Source organism: Sinomonas susongensis (genome assembly GCF_005877005.1).
Classification (GTDB): domain Bacteria; phylum Actinomycetota; class Actinomycetes; order Actinomycetales; family Micrococcaceae; genus Sinomonas; species Sinomonas susongensis.
Genome location: NZ_SSNH01000009.1, coordinates 94800 through 113134 on the forward strand (window position 1 = coordinate 94800; position 18335 = coordinate 113134).

Here is an 18335-nt window from a genome sequence, read left to right on the forward strand (position 1 = left end):
AGCATGGAAGAGCGCGTGCTGGGACGGACCGGCCGGAAGGTGTCCGCAATCGGGTTGGGAACGTGGCAGTTGGGCTCGGACTGGGGTGACGTCGGCAGGTCCGAAGCGCTTCAGGTGCTCGACGCCGCCGCTGCATCCGGGGTGACCTTCTTCGACACTGCCGACGTCTACGGCGACGGTCGCAGCGAGCAGATCATCGGGGAGTGGCTCGCCGCGCATCCGAATGACGGCGTCATGGTGGCGACCAAGATGGGGCGCCGCGTGCCGCAGCTGCCGGAGAACTACACGCTGGAGAACTTCCGCGGGTGGCTGGACCGTTCCCGCCGGAATCTCGGCCGGGACACCCTGGACCTCGTGCAGCTGCACTGCCCGCCGACCCCCGTCTACTCGAATGACCGGGTCTTCGACGCCCTCGACCAGCTCGTCGAGGAGGGCGTGGTGCGCAACTACGGCGTCAGCGTGGAGACAGCGCAGGAGGCGTTGACAGCGATCGCACGCCCGGGCGTTGCATCCGTCCAGATCATCTTCAACCCGTTCCGGCTGAAGCCGAAGGACGAGGTCCTCCCCGCCGCGCAGGCTGCCGGGGTCGGGATCATCGTGCGGGTGCCCCTTGCCTCGGGACTGCTCAGCGGCAAGTACAGCCGCGACACCAGGTTCTCGGAGAACGACCACCGGAACTACAACCGCGACGGCTCCGCCTTCGACGTCGGCGAGACTTTCTCCGGGGTGAACTTCGAGCGCGGCCTCGACGCCGTGTCAGAGTTCCAGGAGCTTGTCCCGGACGGTGTGACGACGGCGCAGGCTGCCCTTGCCTGGATCCTCGCCCAGCCCGGGGTGACGACGGTCATCCCCGGCGCGAGGAACACCGCGCAGGCGCAGGCGAACGCCGCCGCGGCCGACGCCGTCGGCCGCTTGGGCCCGGAGTTCGACGATGGCGTCCGGCGGATCTACGAGAAGCACTTCCGCGAGGCCGTCCACCCGCGCTGGTAGACGCCGCCTGCCCTCATTCGAGGTCCTCCGACGTCTCCGGCTGGTGCACGGACATGATCCACACCCCGGCGACTGCCGCAGCTCCCGCCGCGACGAAACCGACAAAGGCCACCGGCGGGGCGCTGGCTGCCTCCCCGAGCACGGTGATCGCCAGCGTGACCGCGACGAGCGGGTCGATCACTGTCAGCCCCGCCACTACGAGTTCATTGCTGCCGCTCGCGTGTGCCTTCTGGACAAGGCTCGTCCCGAGGGCCAGGGCGATGCCCAGCCCTGCCAGTCCCGCGAGCGCAAGCCATTCGAAGTCGCCTTGGACGATGCGCCCGATCACGGCCTTGGCGAGGGTTGCGACGAATCCGTAGAGGACGCCAGCTCCCGCCGTGGCGGCCGCCGCGCTCGGATGGCGGCGCGTCAGCACCCACACGACGAAGGCCGCCACGATGGCGCAGCACATGAGGATCAGCACCTCGAGCATGTGCTGCTGGTCGACTTGAATGTCCTCGGCCGAGAGCGCGGCTACAGCGACGAAGGCGCCGATGCCCGCGATGCAGAGGATGATCGAAAGGCTCTCCCGCTTGCCGGGCATCCGGTGGGAGCGCGCGCCGTTTGCCACTGCCGTCACGACCAGGGCGGCAGCGCCGATGGGCTGTACGACCATGAGCGGGGAGAATCTCAGTGCGGCCAACTGCAGGATGATGGCCGCACCTATCAGCCCCGTCCCGACGAGCCAGGCCCGCCGGCGCACGAGACCACGGAAGCTGGTCTCCTGCTCACCCTCGGCCTCGACACCCCGGCTTTGGTAGATCGTTCCGAGGGCGAGGAAGACGGCGCCGAGCAGCGCTATCGGGATACCCAGCCAGTGGGTGGAGGAGAAGACGCTCAGGCCCTCGGCCAACGCGACCCTGACCGTCAGCATCAGCCGCTACCTCTCTGCGCTGCCACGCACGGGCCGCTCACACCGCCGGGATACCCGCGGGGTCCGACTCAAAACGGACGCGCCGCGGGCACCGGCCCGGCTCGCGCTTCTACGCGGGCATCTCGAGCTCCCAGTCCTTCACGTCGGCGAGCGGGGTGAAGATGCTTCCGTCGAGTTCGTCGAGGGCCAGATTGGCGCGGACGCGCGACGGCCAGTTGCGGTTCGCGAGCGCAGCCTTGCCGAGCGCGACGACGTCGGCCGTTCCTTGCTCGAGGAGGCGGGCGGCCGCTTCGGGGGCATCCAGATTGCCGTTCGCGATCACGGGCAAGCCGGAGTGGCGCCTGGCGAGGGCTGCCAGAGACTCCCCGCTGTCGCCGAACGCCGGGGCAGCAGCCCGGTACTCCGTCGTGTGGATGAAGTCGATTCCGGTGGAGCCCAAGGTGGAGAAGATGATCCGGGCTTCTTCGGCGCCGCCACTCCATTTGTGGTCGTTGTCGCTGACCTTGGCCTGGGAGATGCGGATTCCCACGGTCATCTCCGGCCCCACGGCCGCACGGACAGCCTCGCAGACCTCGGCTGCGAACCGCACGCGGTTCTCCGGGGAACCCCCGTAGCTGTCGGTCCGCCTGTTGAGGTAGTCCGTGAGGAACTGGTCGATGAGATATCCGTTCGCGCCGTGGATCTCGATCCCGTCGAAGCCCGCTTCCTTGGCCCGCAGTGCGGCCATGGCGAAGCCTTTGCGGACGTCCTCCATCTGGCCGGGGGTGATCTCCGAGGGAACGGGAAAGGGGCCTTCACCGCGGTAGAAGCCCAGCTGCATTCCCTTGGGTGCGACAGCGGAAGGACCGATGGTGGAGTCCCTGAAGCGGTTCCCCTGGGACTGGGCGCCGGCGTGCATGAGCTGGGCGAAGATCACCGCCCCGGCGGAGTGGACGCCGTCGACGACCTTGGTCCAGGAGTCCGCCTGCTCGCCCGTGGCGATGCCGGGCTGGAACAGGTAGCCCTGGCTGTAGGCCGTGTCCGGGTAGATGCCTTCCGTGATCAGCAGACCGAAGCCGCCACGCGCGTAGGCGGCGTAGTAGGAGGCCATCCTTTCGGTTGCGAGACCTTCCTCGGTTGCGCTGATCCGTGTCATCGGGGCCAGCGCGACCCGGTTCCCGGCCTCGGTGGAGCCGATCCTGATGGGCTTCCACAGTGAGGGGAAGTTGGGCACTGATTTCTCCTTCTCATTCCTTCAGGACATGGAGGCGCGCGGCCTCGAGTCCCGCAGCGATCACTGCTTGCAGCAGCCGGTGCTCAGCCCGGCCGCCGTGTCGGCCCTCCTGCTCGTCGGGGAGGCCCTCCTGCTCGTCGGGGAGGCCGTCGAGGACGACGGCGCGGGCGGGCGCTGCCGCGAAGACCGCGGCCCACGCCTCGCCCACGGTGGAGCACAGCTCCTGCCGCCTGCCCGGCTGGGAGACGACGAATCCGTCAGCGTGCCCCCCGACCTTGACCCTCGGGGTGACGGACGAGCACAGCTCGTTGATCATCTGGGCCGCGATCAGGTTCCCCCGGAGGGTCCGCCCCTCGGGAAAGACGGGGTCGGCTGCCACGTGCCTTCCGCAGGCTCCGCACATTCCGGTTCCTTTCGCTTCAGGGCATCACGTCGCCGGAGTTCGGCCCGAGGGTCTGCCCGACGAAGAGGTTCCCGCCCGGATCGCTCGCAAGGAGGACGGCAGTCGGTGCGACCTCCGCCGGCGTGCCGAACCGCCCGAGCGGCAGTTCGGCGCGCTTTGCCCTCTTCCAGTCCTCAGAGATCCCGTCCACGAGGGGCGTCTCGATGGGTCCGGGCGCGATGCTGTTGACGAGGACGTTGTCTGCGGCGACCTCGAGCGCCAGGGCCTTGGTGAATCCGATGACGCCCGCCTTCGCCGCGCTGTAGTGGCCGAGCCCCACCCCGCCCTTGATGCCCAGCTGGGATGCAACGTTGATGATCCTCCCCCAGCCCTGCTGGCGCATCGGCTTGAGGACTTCGCGGCTGCACAGGAAGACACCCGTGAGGTCGACGCTGATGGTCTCATTCCACATCGCGAGGTCCATGTCCTCCACAGGAGACTCCGTCAGGAGTCCGGCGGAGTTGACCAGGACGTCGATCGTGCCGAACTGTTCGCGCACCGACGAGAACGCAGCACGCACCCGGCCCTCGTCCGCGACGTCCACCCCGATCACCCCTGGTGAGTCGGTCCGGTCGAGGACGGCGACGCGGTCGCCGTTCTCGCGGAACGCCTCGGCGATGGCCTTGCCGATGCCGCTCGCGCCTCCGGTCACCACCACGGTGCGACCGGAGGCGCGCCCGCCGCTGAGCGGCGCGCTCATGCCCGCATCTTGACGGTCAGACCGCCGTCGACGACGACAGCCTGGCCGGTCACGTAGTTGGCGGCCGGCGAGGTGAGGAAGCCGATGACCTCGGCCACCTCTTCCGGACGGCCGACCCGCCCCCAAGGGATGTCGTCCCCGGCGCGCCTGAGGCCCTCCGGACCGAGCGAGTTCACCGGATCGAGCGACTGCGGGGTCTCGATGAGGCCCGGGATGACGGCGTTGGCCCGGATCTGCCGGGGGCCGAGCTCCACGGCGACGCTGCGGACCAGGCCCAGGACGCCAGCCTTCGCCGCAGCGTAGTGCGCGTGTTCCTCCCACCCGTACACGCCTCCGGCGATCGAGGACACCGCGACCATGGCCCCGCCGTCACCCATCCGGGACGCCCCGGCCCGCAGGGTGCGGAGGACGCCGGTGAGGTCGACGTCGAGCATGTCGTGCCAACGCTCGTCCGAGAGCTCGGCCAGGGGCGCGTTCCGGAGGATTCCGGCGTTGGCCACCGCGTAGTCCAGCCGCCCGAATTCTTCGACCGCGCGCTCGGCAAAGGCCTCCACCGAATTGGTGCTGCGCACGTCGACCTCATGGATCACGGCCTGGCCGCCGGCATCCTTCACCCGTCGGAGCGTCTCTTCAGGATCGTGGGGGTCGCCGGGGAACGTGCCAATCACGGTGCGGACGTTCCGTCCCGCGTAGTGGACGGCGAGTGCGCGTCCGATTCCGCTGGCCGCGCCCGTGACGATCGCTGCTTTCGCTTCAGGCATGGGGATGGTCCTCCAGGAGTGCTTCGACGGGCGGCTTCGCGGCGAGCATCAGGAGACCCGAGACGAGGGTGCCGAGGGCACCCACCCACAGGGCTGCGGTGCCGGTGCCCGAGCCCGCGGCGATGGCCGTGAAGAGGGCGCCGCCGATGATCGTGCCGGGCTGGCTCATGGCTCCGATGAACGAAGTCCCCGTCGCCCGGCAGCTGACCGGGTAGCACTCGGCCATGAAGTACTGGATGGCCGCATACGGACCGACCAGGAAGAAGAGCCCCGCGCCGTAGGTCAGGATGATGAGGAACGGGTTGGACGCGATCGGGCTGAGCATGACGCCGAAGGAGAGGCCCGAGATGATCCAGCCGATGATGATCGTCTTCTTGCGCCCGATCCTGTCGCCGAGCCATCCGTGGAAGACGTACCCGAAGTAGGCGAGCAGGTTGATGACGATGAGCATCCAGAACGCGTCCGAGAGCTCGACGCCCTTGGCGTTCTTCAGGACAGAGCTGCCCAGGACGCTGAAGATCGCGATGCCGAAGAAGTTGATGATCCAGGCGAGCGAGAACACGATCGTGTTGCGGCGCAGGTGCGGCTCCCAGAGGCGCTTGAGGGGCGCCGTGGAGGAGTGCTCGACGCCGTACGTGGCGGCGAGGGCGTGGGCCTCCTCGGGCCTGCCCTCCTTCTCGAGCTCGGTGAGCTTCCGGTGCAGCTCGAACTGGGGCGTCTCCCTGAGCTTGCGCGCGATGAGCCACACGATGATGGCCGCGGGAACAGCGGCCATCACGTAGAGGCCCCGCCAGCCGGCGGTGGGTAGGAACGCGAGGGCGAGGGCGCTCGAGAGGAGGAATCCGAGAGGCCAGCCGCCCTGGATGAAGGAGTAGTGGAAGCCGGGGCGCTTGCGCCTCTTCTCGTCCTCGGTGACCTGGTAGACCTCGTTCATGTAGGTCGCGTTCACCGCCTGCTCCGAGAAGCCGAGGCCGCCGAAGGAGCGGACCACGCTGAGCAGGACGTTGCTGGCGGCACCCAGGCCGGTCGGAAGGACCGCAGTGAGGGTGGAGACGACGGCGGTGCCGCCGATCGTCGTCATCATGCCCTTGCGGCGCCCGAGGCGGTCGATGACCGGCCCGATGGCGAAGCACACCACGGCCGTTCCGACGGCGATCCAGGTGTTGATCGCGTATGCCTCCGAGGCGCTCCAGCCGAACGATTCCTGCATCGCGGGCAGGAGCGTGCCGAAGAGGCCGTAGTCGAACACGGCAATCGTCCAGGCCAGGAGGGCGAGAATGGTCGCCGTGCGAGTGGCGCGCTTCGAGAACGTCGGGAACCGACGCTTCTCGTTGACGGCCGGAGCCGACAGGTCGATCGTTGAACGGGTGCTCACTTCGAGGTTTCCTTCCGGGGGCTGCGGGCGAGGAACGAATCGGCGATCTGGTCGAACGTGAGCCAGCTGACGCCGTCGTGGCTGTTGATGTGCTCGATGAGGCGCTCGAGCATGAGGAGGACCTGCGGACGGCCGGAGACGTCCGGGTGGATGGTCATGGTGAAGACGGCCTGGTCCATCTCGCGGTAGACCCAGTCGAACTGGTCACGCCACATCTGCTCGATGTCCCTCGGGCTCACGAAGCCGTGGGAGTTGGGCGAGGCCTTGATGAACATCATGGGAGGCAGGTCGTCCAGGTACCAGTTCGCGGGGATCTCGACGAGGTCGGTCTCCTCGCCCCGGACGAGCGGCTGCATCCACGTCTCGGCGGGCTTGGTGTAGTCGATCTTGTCCCAGCTGTCCCCGACGCGGACGTAGTACGGCTCGAAGTCGCGGTGCATGAGGGAGTGGTCGTACTTGATGCCGCGCTCGAGGAGGATCTCGTTGGTCACGGGCGAGAACTCCCACCACGGGGCCACGTAGCCGGTCGGCCGGCGGCCGGAGACCTTCTCGATGAGCTCGATCGAGCGGTCGAGGATCGCCGTCTCCTGCTCGCGCGTCATCGCGATGGGGTTCTCGTGCGAGTAGCCGTGGGCGCCGATCTCGTGCCCTGCATCCACGATCATGCGGGTGAGGTCGGGGAAGGTCTCGATCGAGTGCCCGGGGACGAACCACGTGGCCGGCAGCGAGTATTTCTCGAAGAGGCGGAGCAGTCGGGGGCCGCCTACCTCGCCGCTGAAGAGGCCGCGCGAAATGTCGCACGGCGAGTCCTCGCCGCCGTAGGAGCCGAGCATGCCGGCGACAGCGTCGACGTCAACGCCGAAGGCGACCTGGATGTCTTTCGTCATGGTTGGGCCTTTCTGGATGGGTGGAACCGGAGGGTGGGGAAAGCTGTGTGCTCAGCGGAACGGATCAGGGGTTGCCTCCTCTCGCTGCGAAGGACTCGGCAATCTGCTCCGGGGACCTGCCCAGTCGCAGGAGGAGGGACAGGAGCACCAGCGACTGTGAAGGGCGGAGGAGGCCCGACGGGATGGCTCCCGCGGCGAGCAGGTCCTTCCCGCCCCCTGCGCCGTACACGGGAAGCACTGGTCCGGCGTGCACCCGTGTGCTGGTGACCACGACGGTCCCGCCTGCCGTTGCCTCGCCAACCGCCCGGCAGAGCTCGGGGTTCGTGTTCCCGCTGCCCGTGCCTTGGAGGACGATCCCGTCGGCACCGGCCGCCAGTGACGCACTGAGGTGCGCGGCGTCGGCGCCTGGGTACGACGCGACGACGTCGACACGGCAGGTCTGCCCGGCAGCGTCGTCGGGCAGCGGCAGCGGCTCACGATGCGCGGCCGGGGCCGCGGCGAGCTTGACCTCTCCGCCATCGCCCACGCTCCCAGCGGAGCCGTAGTCGGGATTGCTGAAGGCCTGCTGGCGGACGGTCTCCGTCTTGCGCACGCCGCGAGCGGGGAACACGTCGCCCGCGAAGGAGACCAGCACTCCACGCCCGCGTGCCTCGGCCGACCCGGCAAGGGCGATGGCCCGCGCCAGGTTGCCAGGGCCGTCGGGGTCCTCGGAGTCCGCTGCCCGCTGGGCGCCGGTGAAGACCACGGGGCGGGGGTCAGCATGCACGAGGTCGGCGAGGAACGCCGTTTCCTCCATGGTGTCGGTGCCATGGGTGACGACGATGCCGACGACGTGCGGGTCCAGGAGCACCTCCTGGATGCGCCTGCACACGAGGAGCATGTCGTCGAAGTCCAGGGCGTAGGAGCCGAGGCGAAGGACATCGACCACTCGGACCGGGAACAGGTGTCCCTCGCCCGCGCTGCGCAGCAGCTCATCCGCTCCGTCGGACGCGACCGCTGCCCCTCCGAGATCCTGACGGGTCCGGGAGGAGATCGTTCCGCCGGTCGCGAGCAGCACGAGGTGCTCGTCGGACGGGCTCGTTGTCATTCTTGCTCCTGCTTCTGCGTCTCGCGGCTGCTCGTGGCCCAATCGTTTGGGTGGGCCCGAGCGTAGCGAGGCGATGTTTCGTGGAAAGGCTGGGATCGGTTTCGGCAGGGTTACTTCCAGAGGGAGGCAGCTTCCCGCATCGAGCGCTTACCCAATCGATTGGGTAAGCTTCGATTGACTTTACGATGTGGTCCCGATCACGGTCAAGGTCCTCTTGGAACATGACTTCGGGGACGGGACAAGAGGTTGCCGTGCAGAATGGAAGGCGAACGGAGAGAGCTGGGGCATGGACAACAACACGAGCGAGAGGGCGGTGACCCTCAAGGATCTGGCGCGGGAGCTGGGCATCCACCCGTCCACGGTCTCCCGCGTGCTGCACTCTGACGCGGAGTCGGCGAGGGGCGCCGCCTCCGAGGCCACGGCACAGCGGATCCGCGAGCTCGCAGCGGAAGTCGGCTACTCCCCGGACCCCCAGGCCACGAGCCTCCGGACCCGCAGGACCAAGCTGCTCGGCGTCGTCGTCCCCCGCCTCTCCGACCTCGTGCTCGCCATCATGTACGAGGGAATCGAGGAAGCGGCCGCCCGGATCGGCTACTCCGCCTTCGTCACCAACTCCCGTGACGACGTCGACGAGCAGCGCCGCAAGGTGGAGATGATGCTCGCCCGCAGGGTCGACGGGCTGATCATCGGCGACTCGCACCTCGACGGGGACGTCCTGCCCGACCTCAAGCGCCGGGCCATCCCCTTCGTGCTCATCAACCGACGTCATCCCGGCTTCCCCTCCGCGACCTGCGACGACACGCGGGGCGGGGAGCTCGCTGCCGAACACCTCTGGGACAAGGGCCATCGGCGGGTGTCGGTGATAGCAGGCGAACCGTATGCGAGCACGGCCGTGGACCGCACGTCCGGTTTCGTGGGCCGCTGGCGGGCCCTCGGCGGTGACATCACGGATGACTCCATCGTCTGGTCGCGATTCGATACCCAGGGCGGGCGAGAGGCGGCGGAGAAGATCCTGGCCGCAGGCCCTGCACCGACGGCCATCTTCGCGGTCAACGACTTCGCGGCCATCGGAGCGATGGGCACCCTCCGGACCCACGGGATGATCGTGGGTCCGGACTGCGCCGTCGTCGGGTACAACGACACATCGCTCGCCGCCGAGCTGCCCATTCCGCTCTCGTCCGTCCGCTCCCCCATGGCCGAGATCGGCCGCAGCGCCGTCCGGCTGCTCCAGGACACGCTCCGGGGCAAGCCGGTCGAGTCGGTCCGGCTCGAGCCGACCCTGCAGGTGCGCGAGAGCAGCGCCTGAGCGCTGACGCGTCGGCGCCTTGCCTCTAAGTCGGCGCCTTGCCCCTAGGCCTCGGCCAGAGAGGTCAGCGCACGATCGCGGTACGCGGCGCGCTCCCTGCGTGCCTCCAGCGCCTCCTCGAGGCTCACCTCGACGAAACGCGTCGCGGTGCCCGGCGCTGCCCGGGCAAGCAGGTCCATGTCGGCACTGATCACGGTCGCGACCATCGCGTAGCCGCCGCCGGAGACTGCATCGCGGTGGAGGATGATCGGCTGGGTGCCGCCCGGGATCTGGATAGAGCCCACGGCATAGCCGGCGTCGACGATGTTGGACGGATCAGAGCCTGCCCCGAAGGGCTGCTCCCGCTCCTTCCACTCGACCCCCGGTCCCGAATAGCGGATCCCCATGCGGTCGGCGACGGGCGTCACCTTCCACTCGCTCGACAGGAGGCTCTCGCGCCCCGCCTCGGTGAGCCGGTGGTCGTAGAGGCCCATCACGATCCGGACGGACTGCTCCTTGGCGAAGGTGGGGCGGAACTCCTCGGGCAGGGTTCCCGCGCCCGGGGGCTCGGTCTCCGACGTCCCGATCGGGACGACGTCGCCTGCCTCGAGCTTGCGTCCGTTCACCCCTCCAATCCCGCCGAGGATGTAGGTGGACCGGCTGCCCAGGACCTCCGGGACATCGATTCCCCCGGCGAAGGCGATGTAGAAGCGCGTGCCGCCACCGAGCGTGCCGAAGCTCAGTTCGTCGCCCGCCTCCAGTGCCAGGCGCGTCCACCCTGGGCGTTCCTCGCCGTTCACCTTCACCGGGACGGGCGCCCCGGTCACCGCGATGGTTGCCGCCTCGGTGAGGCGGAGGACGGGCCCGAGATACGTGCACTCGAGCACCGCAGCCTCGGGAGGATTCCCGACCAGGGCGTTGGCCAGCTCAGCGGAGTACCGGTCCATCGACCCGCCTTCTGGGATGCCGACGTTGTAGTAGCCCGGCCGACCGCGGTCCTGCACCGTGGTCGAAAGCCCCGGGCTGATGACCTCACATGCCATTGAGGGCCTCCAGGAGTTCTCGGTTGTAGCCCTCGGGATCCTCGAGGGCCCTGCGCAGCTCGAAGGCGACCGGGGCCTGCCGATACCGGAAGGTCCCGTTCTCGACTTCCGTCTGGATCGCGTTGTACTCCTGCTCGTCGAGAGGCTTGAACTTGACGATGTCGCCCGGCCGGAAGAAGACCATGAAGTCCTTGAAGTCGGCGAGTTCCTGCGCGGGGTCGTAGATGGGAGCGGCAGCGATGCCGAACATCTGGTACCCGCCCGCACCGCGCACTGAGTAGATGGCGCCGAAGCAGCCGCCGTGGCCGACGGTCAGCTTCGGGGTGTCGGTGCGCGGGCTGAGGTACTTCGGGACCTCGAGCTGATTCTTGCGGTCCACGAGCTGGAACAGGAACGGCAGGCCTGCGACGAACCCGACCATGGACACGAGCCAGGGCTGCTCGTGGTGGCGCCGGATGAATTCGGCGGCATCCTTGAGCCCGTTGACCTTGGCCGCGTATTCGAGGTCGCTGCCTTCGGGTTCCTGGTGGAAGCCTTCGCGGAACCGCTGGGCCACCTCGGCTGTGAAGGGGTCGTCGTACCAGACGGGCACCTCGATGATGCGGGTCTCGAGCGTGTCCGCGCCGCCGGCAGCCGCCTCCTGCTCGAACGTCCGCACGGCTGCCTCGAGCTCCGCGGGAGGAAGGACGTCCGGGTCGAAGCGGATCAGGAGGGACGCGTTCGCCGGACAGACGTCCGTCACTCCGGGCAGCCCGGCCTCCGCGAGCTTCGACGCGATGGTCATCACTTTGAAGTTGGCCGCGAGGCTCATGGCCTCGTCGACCTCGACGAAGAGGAATTCGTCGCCGCCCCACGTGTAGCGGGCCTCGCGCCGTTCCAGGATCGGGGTGCTCATGGCGTCTCCAGCAGGTCGGGAGCGGTTTCGATGAACTTGGAATGATGGCTCACCCGTGCGAACTCCGGGCGGGACAGGAGCCTGGAGTGCAGGGGGATGGTCGTTTTGACGCCGCTGATCTCGGTGCCCTCGAGCGCCTCGAGGATCCCCGCGACAGCCGAGGCCCGATCGGGAGCGTGCACGATGAGCTTGGCGAGCATCGAGTCGTAGTAGGGCGTGACGGTCGAGCCTTCCTCGACCCCACTGTCGACCCGGATGCCCGGCCCGTGCGGCCAGCGGAGGTGCTGGATCAGGCCCGGGCTGGGGAAGAAGTTCCTGTCCGGGTCTTCCGCGTTGATCCTGCATTCGATCGCGTGCCCGTTGAACGTGACCTGCTCCTGGGAGAGGGACATCGATCCTTCGTACGCGATCAGGAGCTGCTCGCGCACCAGGTCGACGCCCGTGATCTGCTCCGTCACGGGGTGCTCCACCTGGATGCGGGTATTCATCTCGATGAACGCCGCCTCCTCGCGGACCGGGTCGTAGAGGAACTCCACCGTGCCTGCGCCCGTGTAGCCGCACTGGCGCGCGAGTTCGACCGACGACTCGCGGATCGTCTCGCGGACGGCGTCGGGCAGCTCGGGCGCGGGGGCCTCCTCGATCATCTTCTGCGAGCGGCGCTGCATGGAGCAGTCGCGGTCGCCGAGGTGGACGAACCTCGTCCCGTCGCCGAGGACCTGCACCTCCACGTGGCGTGCGGACTCGACGAAGCGCTCGAGGTAGACAGCCGGGTCCCCGAAGACGGCCGCGGCTTCGCCCCGCGCCATCTCGATGGTCGGGAGGAGCTCGGACTCGTCGTGGATGAAGCGGATGCCGCGACCTCCGCCGCCAGCCGAAGCCTTCACCACGAGCGGGTAGCCGATCTCCCGGGCGGCCTCGACGGCATTCGCGGAAGGGTCGAGCTGCCCGTCAGTCCCCTTGAGGATCGGGACGCCAGCACGGCGTGCTGCCTCGCGCGCCTGAGCCTTGTTGCCCATCGTCTCGATGGCCTCGGCCGAGGGCCCAACCCAGATGAGGCCGGCTGCGGCAACCTTCCGGGCGAAGTCGGCTTTCTCCGAGAGGAAGCCGTAGCCGGGGTGGACGGCGTCGCAGCCCGTTTCGAGGGCCGCCGCGACGACCGCGTCCTGGTTGAGATAGCTTGCGAGCGCCGGTGCCGGTCCGAGGACGACGTGCTCGTCAGCGGAGTGGGCGGCGAGCGAGTCGACGTCGGCCTCGCTGACTCCGACCACGGTGGCGATGCCCATTTCCTTGGCGGTCCGGGCGATGCGGACCGCGATCTCGCCGCGGTTGGCGATGAAGAGCTTCCTCATGCGGTGGCCTCACGGACGACGACGAGGGTGTCGCCGGGATTGACCATCGCCCCGTCGTCGGCCTCGAAGGACTCGATGACGCCGGCGGTGTCGGACTGGATCTCCGTGAACTGCTTCATGATCTCCACAATCCCGATCGTCTGGCCGGCCTCGACGGCGTCTCCCACCTCGACGAACGGGTCCTTGCCTGGACCCGGCTTGCGGTAGAAGATCCCGGGCAGCGGCGAAATGACGGTAGCCATGCAATTCCTGCTTCCTGCTGAGCGTGCTCAGCGCTGGGTGAGTACTTCGCGGACCGCCGAGGCGACCGCGACGGAGTTCGGGGCGTCCGAGTGGACGCAGACGCTGCTGAACGTGATGCTGAGGGGCGAGCCGTCGACCGCGAGGACTGGCTCGCCGTCGATCGCCCGGCGGACACGGTCCGCGGCAGCCTCGGGGTCAGTGGGCTCCGGGCGACGCTGGATGAGCAGCTGGCCTTCCGGCCCGTAGTTCAGGTCGACGTAGAGCTCGGGAACGAATTCCACCCCGGCCGCCCGGCACACCGACTCATGGAGGGTGCCAGCGAGGCCGTAGAACGGTACGCCGAACTGCTTGGCCACGGAGGCCGCAGCCACCATGAGCTCCTCGTTGCCGGCCAGCATTCCGTAGAGCGCACCGTGGGGCTTGATGTGGCTGAGTTCGAGGCCGTGCTTGGAGAGGAAGGCCGTCAGCGCGCCGACCTGGTAGAGGATGATCGATTCGACCTCCTCCGGGGCGAGCGCCATGCGACGGCGGCCGAAGCCGGCAGGATCCGGAAGACCGGGGTGGGCACCGACCGCAACGCCGTTCTCGGCGGCGAGGGCGACGGTGCGGTCCATCACGTCCGGGTCGCCGGCGTGGTAGCCGCAGGCGACATTGGCGACGTCGATCAGCTTCATCAGCTCGGTGTCGTTCCCGAACTCGTGGAGCCCGAACCCCTCGCCCATGTCCGAGTTGAGCAGCACGCGCCGTGACGTGCCAGAGGTCACATTGTTTGGCATGTCATTTACCCTAGCCAAACGATTGTGCGAGCAGGAACTGGTCCGAACGCCGAACAACTGGTCCCGGTCTATGCTGTTTGCACAATCTCGCCAAGCACGTGAGGGAATCCCATGCGCCTCTCGGCCCTCGCCGATCTCCCCGATCTGGACATCTGCCTTCGCGTGAGGGGATCCGACGAGCGGCTCTCGAGGCCCATCGCCTGGTGCGCCCCCACGGAGCACATGGATCCGACGCCGTTCCTCTCAGTGAACGCACTTGTGCTCACGAGCGGCATGGGGCTGAACGTCAAGGACTATCGCATCTGGGACGCCTACGTGGAGCGTCTCGCGTCCGTGCCCGTCGCGGGGCTCGTGTTCGGAACGGGCAGCGCCCACCGGGAAATGCCGGACGGGCTCATCAAAGCGTGCGAGGCACACGGCGTGCCCCTCTTCGAGCTTCCGCCCCACGTCCCTTTCATCCTCGTCATGCGCCACGTCGAGCAGACGCTCGCGACAGAACGGTACGACGAGCTCCGGCGCGGGTGGGACCTCGCCGACGAGTGCACGCGCCTCGCCGCCCAAGGCCGCTCACTCGTCACTGTGCTGGACCGCGTCGCGGAAGCGATCCGGGCGCGCGTCGCGGTGACGGACCAGACTGGATTCGAACTCGTCAGCGCCGGGCGGGCGCAGGCGGGCGCACCCCGTTCCAGCCTGCGCCTCCCCAGTGGCGAGCCGCATTTCTTCCGCCTCCAGATCCAGGGGGTCAAGAGCAACGTTCTGCTCCAGCCGCTCTTGGGTCCCGTGGCCGCCGTCCTCGCCGTCCAGCTCAGCTATACCCTCGGCTCGAGAACTCCGCTTCATTCACGCGAGGCGTCACGGTTCATGGATGCCCTGTACGACGACCAGCCCGTGCCGGAAGGGACACTCGAGCGCCTGGCCACGGAGACGGGATTCAAGCCGCATGAGGCCTGGGGTGCCCTCCTCATCAAAGCGACCGAAGGGACGGACCGCTTCCGGCTCCGGGCACTGGCGTGGCGCGCCCGCGTCCGACTCGAGGAAGTCTTCGCCACAGTGCGGTTCATGGAGGAACCCCTCATGACCACGCTCCTCGTCCAAGAGCCGACCGACAATGTGAGCCTCCAAGACCAGGCACGTTCCCTCTTCGCCGACACCCCCGGACTCTCGATCGTCGTCGCCGAAGCTGGAACCTTCGACGAGCTGCCCCTCTCGCTCAAGCTGGCCCGACGCCAGACAGGCAGACCCGGCCTCACCGCTGCCCCCGCGGCAGACCTCACCTCGATCGTCCAAGGACTGCCGCGCCCAGGACTCGTCGCGCTTGCCGAGAAGATGCTCGCTCCGCTCGACGCCGCGGATCCCAAGGCAGCCCTCCGACAGACCCTCGAGTCCTATCTGCGGAACGCCGCCAATTCGCGAGCGGTGTGCAGTGAGCTCTTCATCCACCGCAACACCCTGTCCTACCGCCTCCGCCGCATCGAGGACTTGCTGCAGGTCGACCTGTCCGACGGCGAAGTCCGCACGACCTGCATGCTCGCCCTCCGCGTCCTGCGGCAGGACTGAGCGCTCCCAGCACTGACTGTCCTGTGCATCGCGTGTTTCCTGCGTGTTCACGTGCGACCGCTATGACTTTGCGGAAGCATTCGACATCGGAAGCAATTCACCATCGGGTGAGGGGACGCATGCGTGAAGGTAGTGGCGGCGAGATGCCGTCGCGGCGCGCCGCGCTGGCAGCTTTGGGCGCGGGAGCCGTTGGCCTGGCCATGGCGGGGTGCGGGTCGTTCGGGACATTGCCGGGCGACGGCGGGGAGGCTCCGGGCACGGCGAAGGGGAGCTCAGCCGCGCCGAGCAGCACGCCGCTGCGGACGACAGAGGCAGAGGTTCCGACTGCGGCTCCGGTCGTTGCCCCGGCTCCCGCACCTTCCTTCGCCTCCGACTTCACTGTCCCGCCCATCCGAGGCGGTCTCGTCCCGGTCATCACCCGGATCACCACCGCCCAGCCGGTTGTCTTCCTGACGATCGACGACGGCATCACCAAACGCCCGGAGGCCATCGCCCTCCTCAAGGCGCACGGCTATCCGGTGACGATGTTCCTGACGAAGAACTTCGTCCAGGACCAGCCGGACTACTTCCGGGACCTGATGCGCGAGGGCGACTTCGTCGAGAACCATACGGTCAGCCACGACACCCAGATGTGGTCCAAGTCCTACGCATACCAGCTGGCGGAGATCACAGGCATGCAGGACTACGCCCAGACCACCTACGGTCGACGCCCCACCCTCTTCCGACCGCCCGGTGGAGCGTACTCTGCCACGATGCGGAAGGCGTGCGCCGACGCGGGCCTCAAGGCCATTGTGGATTGGGAGGCGAAGTCGAACGCGGGCCACATGGACTACCAGGCCGGCAACGCGCTGCGGCCCGGCGATATCGTGCTCATGCACTTCCGGCCGGAGTTCGCGTCAGACCTTGATGCCTTCCGATCTGCCCAGCTCAGCGCCGGACTCACGGTGGTCAGCCTCGAACGGTTCATCGGCGCCGAGTAGGCCGGTCGCCGGTTCGGCGAGCCGGTCCGGGAGGGAATCAGGAGCCAGTGGGGCGGAGACCAGCGGGCCCGACGCCTCGCTGACCCCTAGGCTGCCCAGCGTGAGGAGCTGGCCCTCACGTTCGACGCCGTCGCACGACACGAGCATGTCGAGCGCACCCGCCGTGTGGACAACGGACGCGACAAGGCCGGCCCCTTTAGGGTCTGCATCGACTTCGGCGATCAAGGCGGGCGCGATGTTCAACATCCCGAAAGGCAGGGACCACAGGTCCAGCAGGCTCATCTGATGGCCTCCGTAGCCATCGAGCGCGGTCTCGATGCCCGCCTCCCGGAGCCGGAGCAGTTCCTCTCTCGCATGGCCGAGCCCGGAGGAGGGGATCTGGCCGACGAAAGAGACACGCAGCCACGCCGCTGGGATCTCGTGGGCGGCCAAGGACGCAATGATGTGGGCCGCGAACGGTCCATCATGCAGCCAGGCCGAGGAGATCCTGATTCCCACTTTCCACGGGAATCCCTGCTCGATCCAAGTGCGAGCCTGACGGCAGACGTGTTCCAGCTCCCATCGCCCGATCGCTGCGAGCTGCCCTCCCCGCTCGGCCACCGGGATGAACTCGTCGGCCGTGATTCGGCCGAGGCCCGGCGCGTCCCACCTGAGGGCCGCCTCGACCCGGTTGCAGGTGCCGGTGCGCAGGTCCAGGATCGGGCGGTAGACAAGGGTGAACGCGTCCTCGTCGAGCGCGGTCAGAAGCCGACGCTGGACCATCGCGCGCCGGGCGAACGGATCCACCCGGCCGGCGGGGGCCCGTTGGACGCGCTGCTTGCCGGACTTCTTTCCGGCCAGCATGGCCCCGTCGGCGTGCCGCAGGAGGACGTCGAGGGGGCTGAGCTCCTCGTCCTGGGCGATGTCGGCGGCCGTGGCCACCCCTATGGTGGCCGAGACCTGCAGGCTGTGACCGGCCTGATCGAAAGGCAGTGACGTGGCCTCGAGTACCCTGGCGGCCACCGCCTCCGCCCCAGCTCCGGTCGCACCTAGGAGGATTGCGGCGAATTCGTCCCCGCCGAGGCGCACCGGTATGTCCTGGTCGCGCAGGCAGACGCGGAGGCGCCGGGCGAACTCTGCGAGCAGCGCGTCCCCCGCCTCATGCCCGTAGGTGTCGTTGACGACCTTGAAGTTGTCGAGGTCGATGTAGAGGATGGCGGTCCGCTGGGGGTCCGACTTCTCCAGCAGCAGCGGGCCGCGGTCTGCGAGCCATCGCCGATTCGCCAACCCCGTGAGTCCGTCATGCCACGCTGCATGCCTGAAGGAGGCGGAGAGCTGTTCGAAGACCTCAGACACCGTGATCAGCTGAGGACCGGTGGGGGCCAGGATCAGCATGTCTTCATACCTGCTGGATTCCGGACGGTTCAGGGCGAGATCTGCTGCTGCGTCAAGGCTCATGTCCTCGGCCAGGACGAGCGTCTGCGGAGGGAGCAGGTCTGCGGCCGCGCTGCGGGCGTGCAGGGCCCGGCCGTAGCCCAGGCGGCCGGAGAAGTGGAATTCCGTCCTCTGGCGGGTCAGAAGGCCGGGTCCTCCGGGGCCGTCCAGTACGGCGACCCCCCGCAGCTCCGGGCTCATCCTGAACAGCCCGTCCACCTCGGCGGCAGGCGTACCCGCAGGCACAGATGGGACAGGACGGCCCAGCCGCCGGACCCCCGCCAGATCGGATGGAGATCCGCTGCGGACGGGGGCGTCTTCGCCCCCCACGGCGCCTCCTCCGAGCACGGGTTCCCTCTCAGGCATGCGGCATCTCCGGGTCTCAGGATGGCAATGGCAGGCACAGGGATGTCCCCGCCCATCGAG

The 18335-nt window shown here is 68.3% G+C and carries 18 protein-coding genes; 4 read left to right on the forward strand and 14 right to left on the reverse strand.

Annotation, left to right across the window (positions count from 1 at the left end):
* Nucleotides 1–3 precede the first annotated feature (3 nt).
* Nucleotides 4–990, forward strand: coding sequence for an aldo/keto reductase (locus E6A21_RS13255; protein WP_138444710.1), 987 nt, complete (start codon nt 4–6; stop codon nt 988–990).
* A 13-nt stretch (nt 991–1003) separates the two neighbouring features.
* On the opposite strand, the gene E6A21_RS13260 is transcribed toward E6A21_RS13255, so the two are convergent.
* The 8 genes from E6A21_RS13260 to E6A21_RS13295 form a co-directional block, all read right to left on the reverse strand.
* Nucleotides 1004–1903 carry a DMT family protein gene (locus tag E6A21_RS13260; RefSeq protein ID WP_138444630.1) on the reverse strand — a complete coding sequence of 300 codons (900 nt, stop codon included), beginning with the start codon at nt 1901–1903 and terminating at the stop codon, nt 1004–1006.
* A gap of 109 nt (nt 1904–2012) precedes the next feature.
* Nucleotides 2013–3116 (reverse strand): oxidoreductase, encoded by a 1104-nt coding sequence (locus E6A21_RS13265; protein WP_138444631.1) that lies wholly within the window; start codon nt 3114–3116, stop codon nt 2013–2015.
* A 13-nt stretch (nt 3117–3129) separates the two neighbouring features.
* A complete protein-coding gene (locus tag E6A21_RS13270; RefSeq protein ID WP_138444632.1) occupies nt 3130–3495 on the reverse strand; it encodes a hypothetical protein in 366 nt (121 codons plus the stop codon).
* Nucleotides 3496–3535: 40 nt separating this feature from the next.
* Nucleotides 3536–4258, reverse strand: a complete 723-nt coding sequence (locus E6A21_RS13275) for an SDR family NAD(P)-dependent oxidoreductase (protein WP_138444633.1) — start codon at nt 4256–4258, stop codon at nt 3536–3538.
* The gene (locus E6A21_RS13280) at nt 4255–5019 is read right to left on the reverse strand and encodes an SDR family NAD(P)-dependent oxidoreductase (RefSeq protein ID WP_138444634.1); all 765 of its coding nucleotides are present in this window, start codon (nt 5017–5019) and stop codon (nt 4255–4257) included. Before E6A21_RS13280 ends, E6A21_RS13275 begins: the two co-directional genes overlap by 4 nt.
* A complete protein-coding gene (locus E6A21_RS13285; RefSeq protein ID WP_138444635.1) occupies nt 5012–6394 on the reverse strand; it encodes an MFS transporter in 1383 nt (460 codons plus the stop codon). The genes E6A21_RS13280 and E6A21_RS13285 overlap by 8 nt, the downstream gene beginning before the upstream one ends.
* Nucleotides 6391–7281: a polysaccharide deacetylase family protein gene (locus E6A21_RS13290; RefSeq protein ID WP_138444636.1), complete on the reverse strand. Its 891-nt coding sequence runs from the start codon at nt 7279–7281 to the stop codon at nt 6391–6393. The genes E6A21_RS13285 and E6A21_RS13290 overlap by 4 nt, the downstream gene beginning before the upstream one ends.
* A gap of 64 nt (nt 7282–7345) precedes the next feature.
* Nucleotides 7346–8368, reverse strand: coding sequence for an asparaginase (locus E6A21_RS13295; RefSeq protein WP_138444637.1), 1023 nt, complete (start codon nt 8366–8368; stop codon nt 7346–7348).
* Nucleotides 8369–8654: 286 nt separating this feature from the next.
* Between E6A21_RS13295 and E6A21_RS13300 the strand changes: the two genes are divergently transcribed.
* On the forward strand, nt 8655–9674 hold the full coding sequence (locus E6A21_RS13300; RefSeq protein WP_138444638.1) for a LacI family DNA-binding transcriptional regulator: 1020 nt from the start codon (nt 8655–8657) through the stop codon (nt 9672–9674).
* A gap of 44 nt (nt 9675–9718) precedes the next feature.
* Here E6A21_RS13300 and E6A21_RS13305 read toward each other — a convergent pair whose 3' ends face one another.
* The 5 genes from E6A21_RS13305 to pxpA are packed head-to-tail and all read right to left on the reverse strand — an operon-like array spanning nt 9719 to nt 13959.
* Entirely contained in the window at nt 9719–10696 is a 978-nt protein-coding gene (locus tag E6A21_RS13305; protein ID WP_138444639.1) for a 5-oxoprolinase subunit C family protein, read from the reverse strand.
* A complete protein-coding gene (locus E6A21_RS13310) occupies nt 10686–11591 on the reverse strand; it encodes a 5-oxoprolinase subunit B family protein (RefSeq protein WP_138444640.1) in 906 nt (301 codons plus the stop codon). Before E6A21_RS13310 ends, E6A21_RS13305 begins: the two co-directional genes overlap by 11 nt.
* Complete coding sequence (locus tag E6A21_RS13315) at nt 11588–12940, reverse strand: acetyl-CoA carboxylase biotin carboxylase subunit (protein WP_138444641.1); 1353 nt, start codon at nt 12938–12940, stop codon at nt 11588–11590. The genes E6A21_RS13310 and E6A21_RS13315 overlap by 4 nt, the downstream gene beginning before the upstream one ends.
* The gene (locus E6A21_RS13320) at nt 12937–13182 is read right to left on the reverse strand and encodes an acetyl-CoA carboxylase (RefSeq protein WP_138444642.1); all 246 of its coding nucleotides are present in this window, start codon (nt 13180–13182) and stop codon (nt 12937–12939) included. The genes E6A21_RS13315 and E6A21_RS13320 overlap by 4 nt, the downstream gene beginning before the upstream one ends.
* Nucleotides 13183–13209: 27 nt before the next feature.
* The gene (gene pxpA, locus E6A21_RS13325) at nt 13210–13959 is read right to left on the reverse strand and encodes a 5-oxoprolinase subunit PxpA (protein ID WP_138444643.1); all 750 of its coding nucleotides are present in this window, start codon (nt 13957–13959) and stop codon (nt 13210–13212) included.
* Nucleotides 13960–14070: 111 nt separating this feature from the next.
* On the opposite strand from pxpA, the gene E6A21_RS13330 reads away from it, so the two are divergent.
* Together E6A21_RS13330 and E6A21_RS13335 are read left to right on the forward strand one after the other, a co-directional pair.
* Nucleotides 14071–15516 carry a PucR family transcriptional regulator gene (locus tag E6A21_RS13330; protein WP_138444644.1) on the forward strand — a complete coding sequence of 482 codons (1446 nt, stop codon included), beginning with the start codon at nt 14071–14073 and terminating at the stop codon, nt 15514–15516.
* 119 nt (nt 15517–15635) lie between these two features.
* Nucleotides 15636–16496, forward strand: a complete 861-nt coding sequence (locus E6A21_RS13335; RefSeq protein ID WP_246036498.1) for a polysaccharide deacetylase family protein — start codon at nt 15636–15638, stop codon at nt 16494–16496.
* Here the strand turns inward: E6A21_RS13335 and E6A21_RS13340 are convergent.
* Nucleotides 16413–18155 (reverse strand): putative bifunctional diguanylate cyclase/phosphodiesterase, encoded by a 1743-nt coding sequence (locus E6A21_RS13340; protein WP_171041393.1) that lies wholly within the window; start codon nt 18153–18155, stop codon nt 16413–16415. The two genes, E6A21_RS13335 and E6A21_RS13340, sit on opposite strands and share 84 nt — an antisense overlap.
* Between the last annotated feature and the right edge of the window lie 180 nt (nt 18156–18335).

Excerpts from the sequence above, each read along its gene's own strand:
- E6A21_RS13295 (WP_138444637.1), bottom strand. The coding sequence starts at position 8,368 with ATGACAACGAGCCCGTCCGACGAGCACCTCGTGCTGCTCGCGACCGGC.
- E6A21_RS13300 (WP_138444638.1), top strand. The coding sequence starts at position 8,655 with ATGGACAACAACACGAGCGAGAGGGCGGTGACCCTCAAGGATCTGGCG.
- E6A21_RS13315 (WP_138444641.1), bottom strand. The coding sequence starts at position 12,940 with ATGAGGAAGCTCTTCATCGCCAACCGCGGCGAGATCGCGGTCCGCATC.
- E6A21_RS13305 (WP_138444639.1), bottom strand. The coding sequence starts at position 10,696 with ATGGCATGTGAGGTCATCAGCCCGGGGCTTTCGACCACGGTGCAGGAC.
- E6A21_RS13290 (WP_138444636.1), bottom strand. The coding sequence starts at position 7,281 with ATGACGAAAGACATCCAGGTCGCCTTCGGCGTTGACGTCGACGCTGTC.
- E6A21_RS13330 (WP_138444644.1), top strand. The coding sequence starts at position 14,071 with ATGCGCCTCTCGGCCCTCGCCGATCTCCCCGATCTGGACATCTGCCTT.
- E6A21_RS13275 (WP_138444633.1), bottom strand. The coding sequence starts at position 4,258 with ATGAGCGCGCCGCTCAGCGGCGGGCGCGCCTCCGGTCGCACCGTGGTG.
- pxpA (WP_138444643.1), bottom strand. The coding sequence starts at position 13,959 with ATGCCAAACAATGTGACCTCTGGCACGTCACGGCGCGTGCTGCTCAAC.
- E6A21_RS13320 (WP_138444642.1), bottom strand. The coding sequence starts at position 13,182 with ATGGCTACCGTCATTTCGCCGCTGCCCGGGATCTTCTACCGCAAGCCG.
- E6A21_RS13335 (WP_246036498.1), top strand. The coding sequence starts at position 15,636 with ATGCGTGAAGGTAGTGGCGGCGAGATGCCGTCGCGGCGCGCCGCGCTG.
- E6A21_RS13310 (WP_138444640.1), bottom strand. The coding sequence starts at position 11,591 with ATGAGCACCCCGATCCTGGAACGGCGCGAGGCCCGCTACACGTGGGGC.
- E6A21_RS13280 (WP_138444634.1), bottom strand. The coding sequence starts at position 5,019 with ATGCCTGAAGCGAAAGCAGCGATCGTCACGGGCGCGGCCAGCGGAATC.
- E6A21_RS13255 (WP_138444710.1), top strand. The coding sequence starts at position 4 with ATGGAAGAGCGCGTGCTGGGACGGACCGGCCGGAAGGTGTCCGCAATC.
- E6A21_RS13260 (WP_138444630.1), bottom strand. The coding sequence starts at position 1,903 with ATGCTGACGGTCAGGGTCGCGTTGGCCGAGGGCCTGAGCGTCTTCTCC.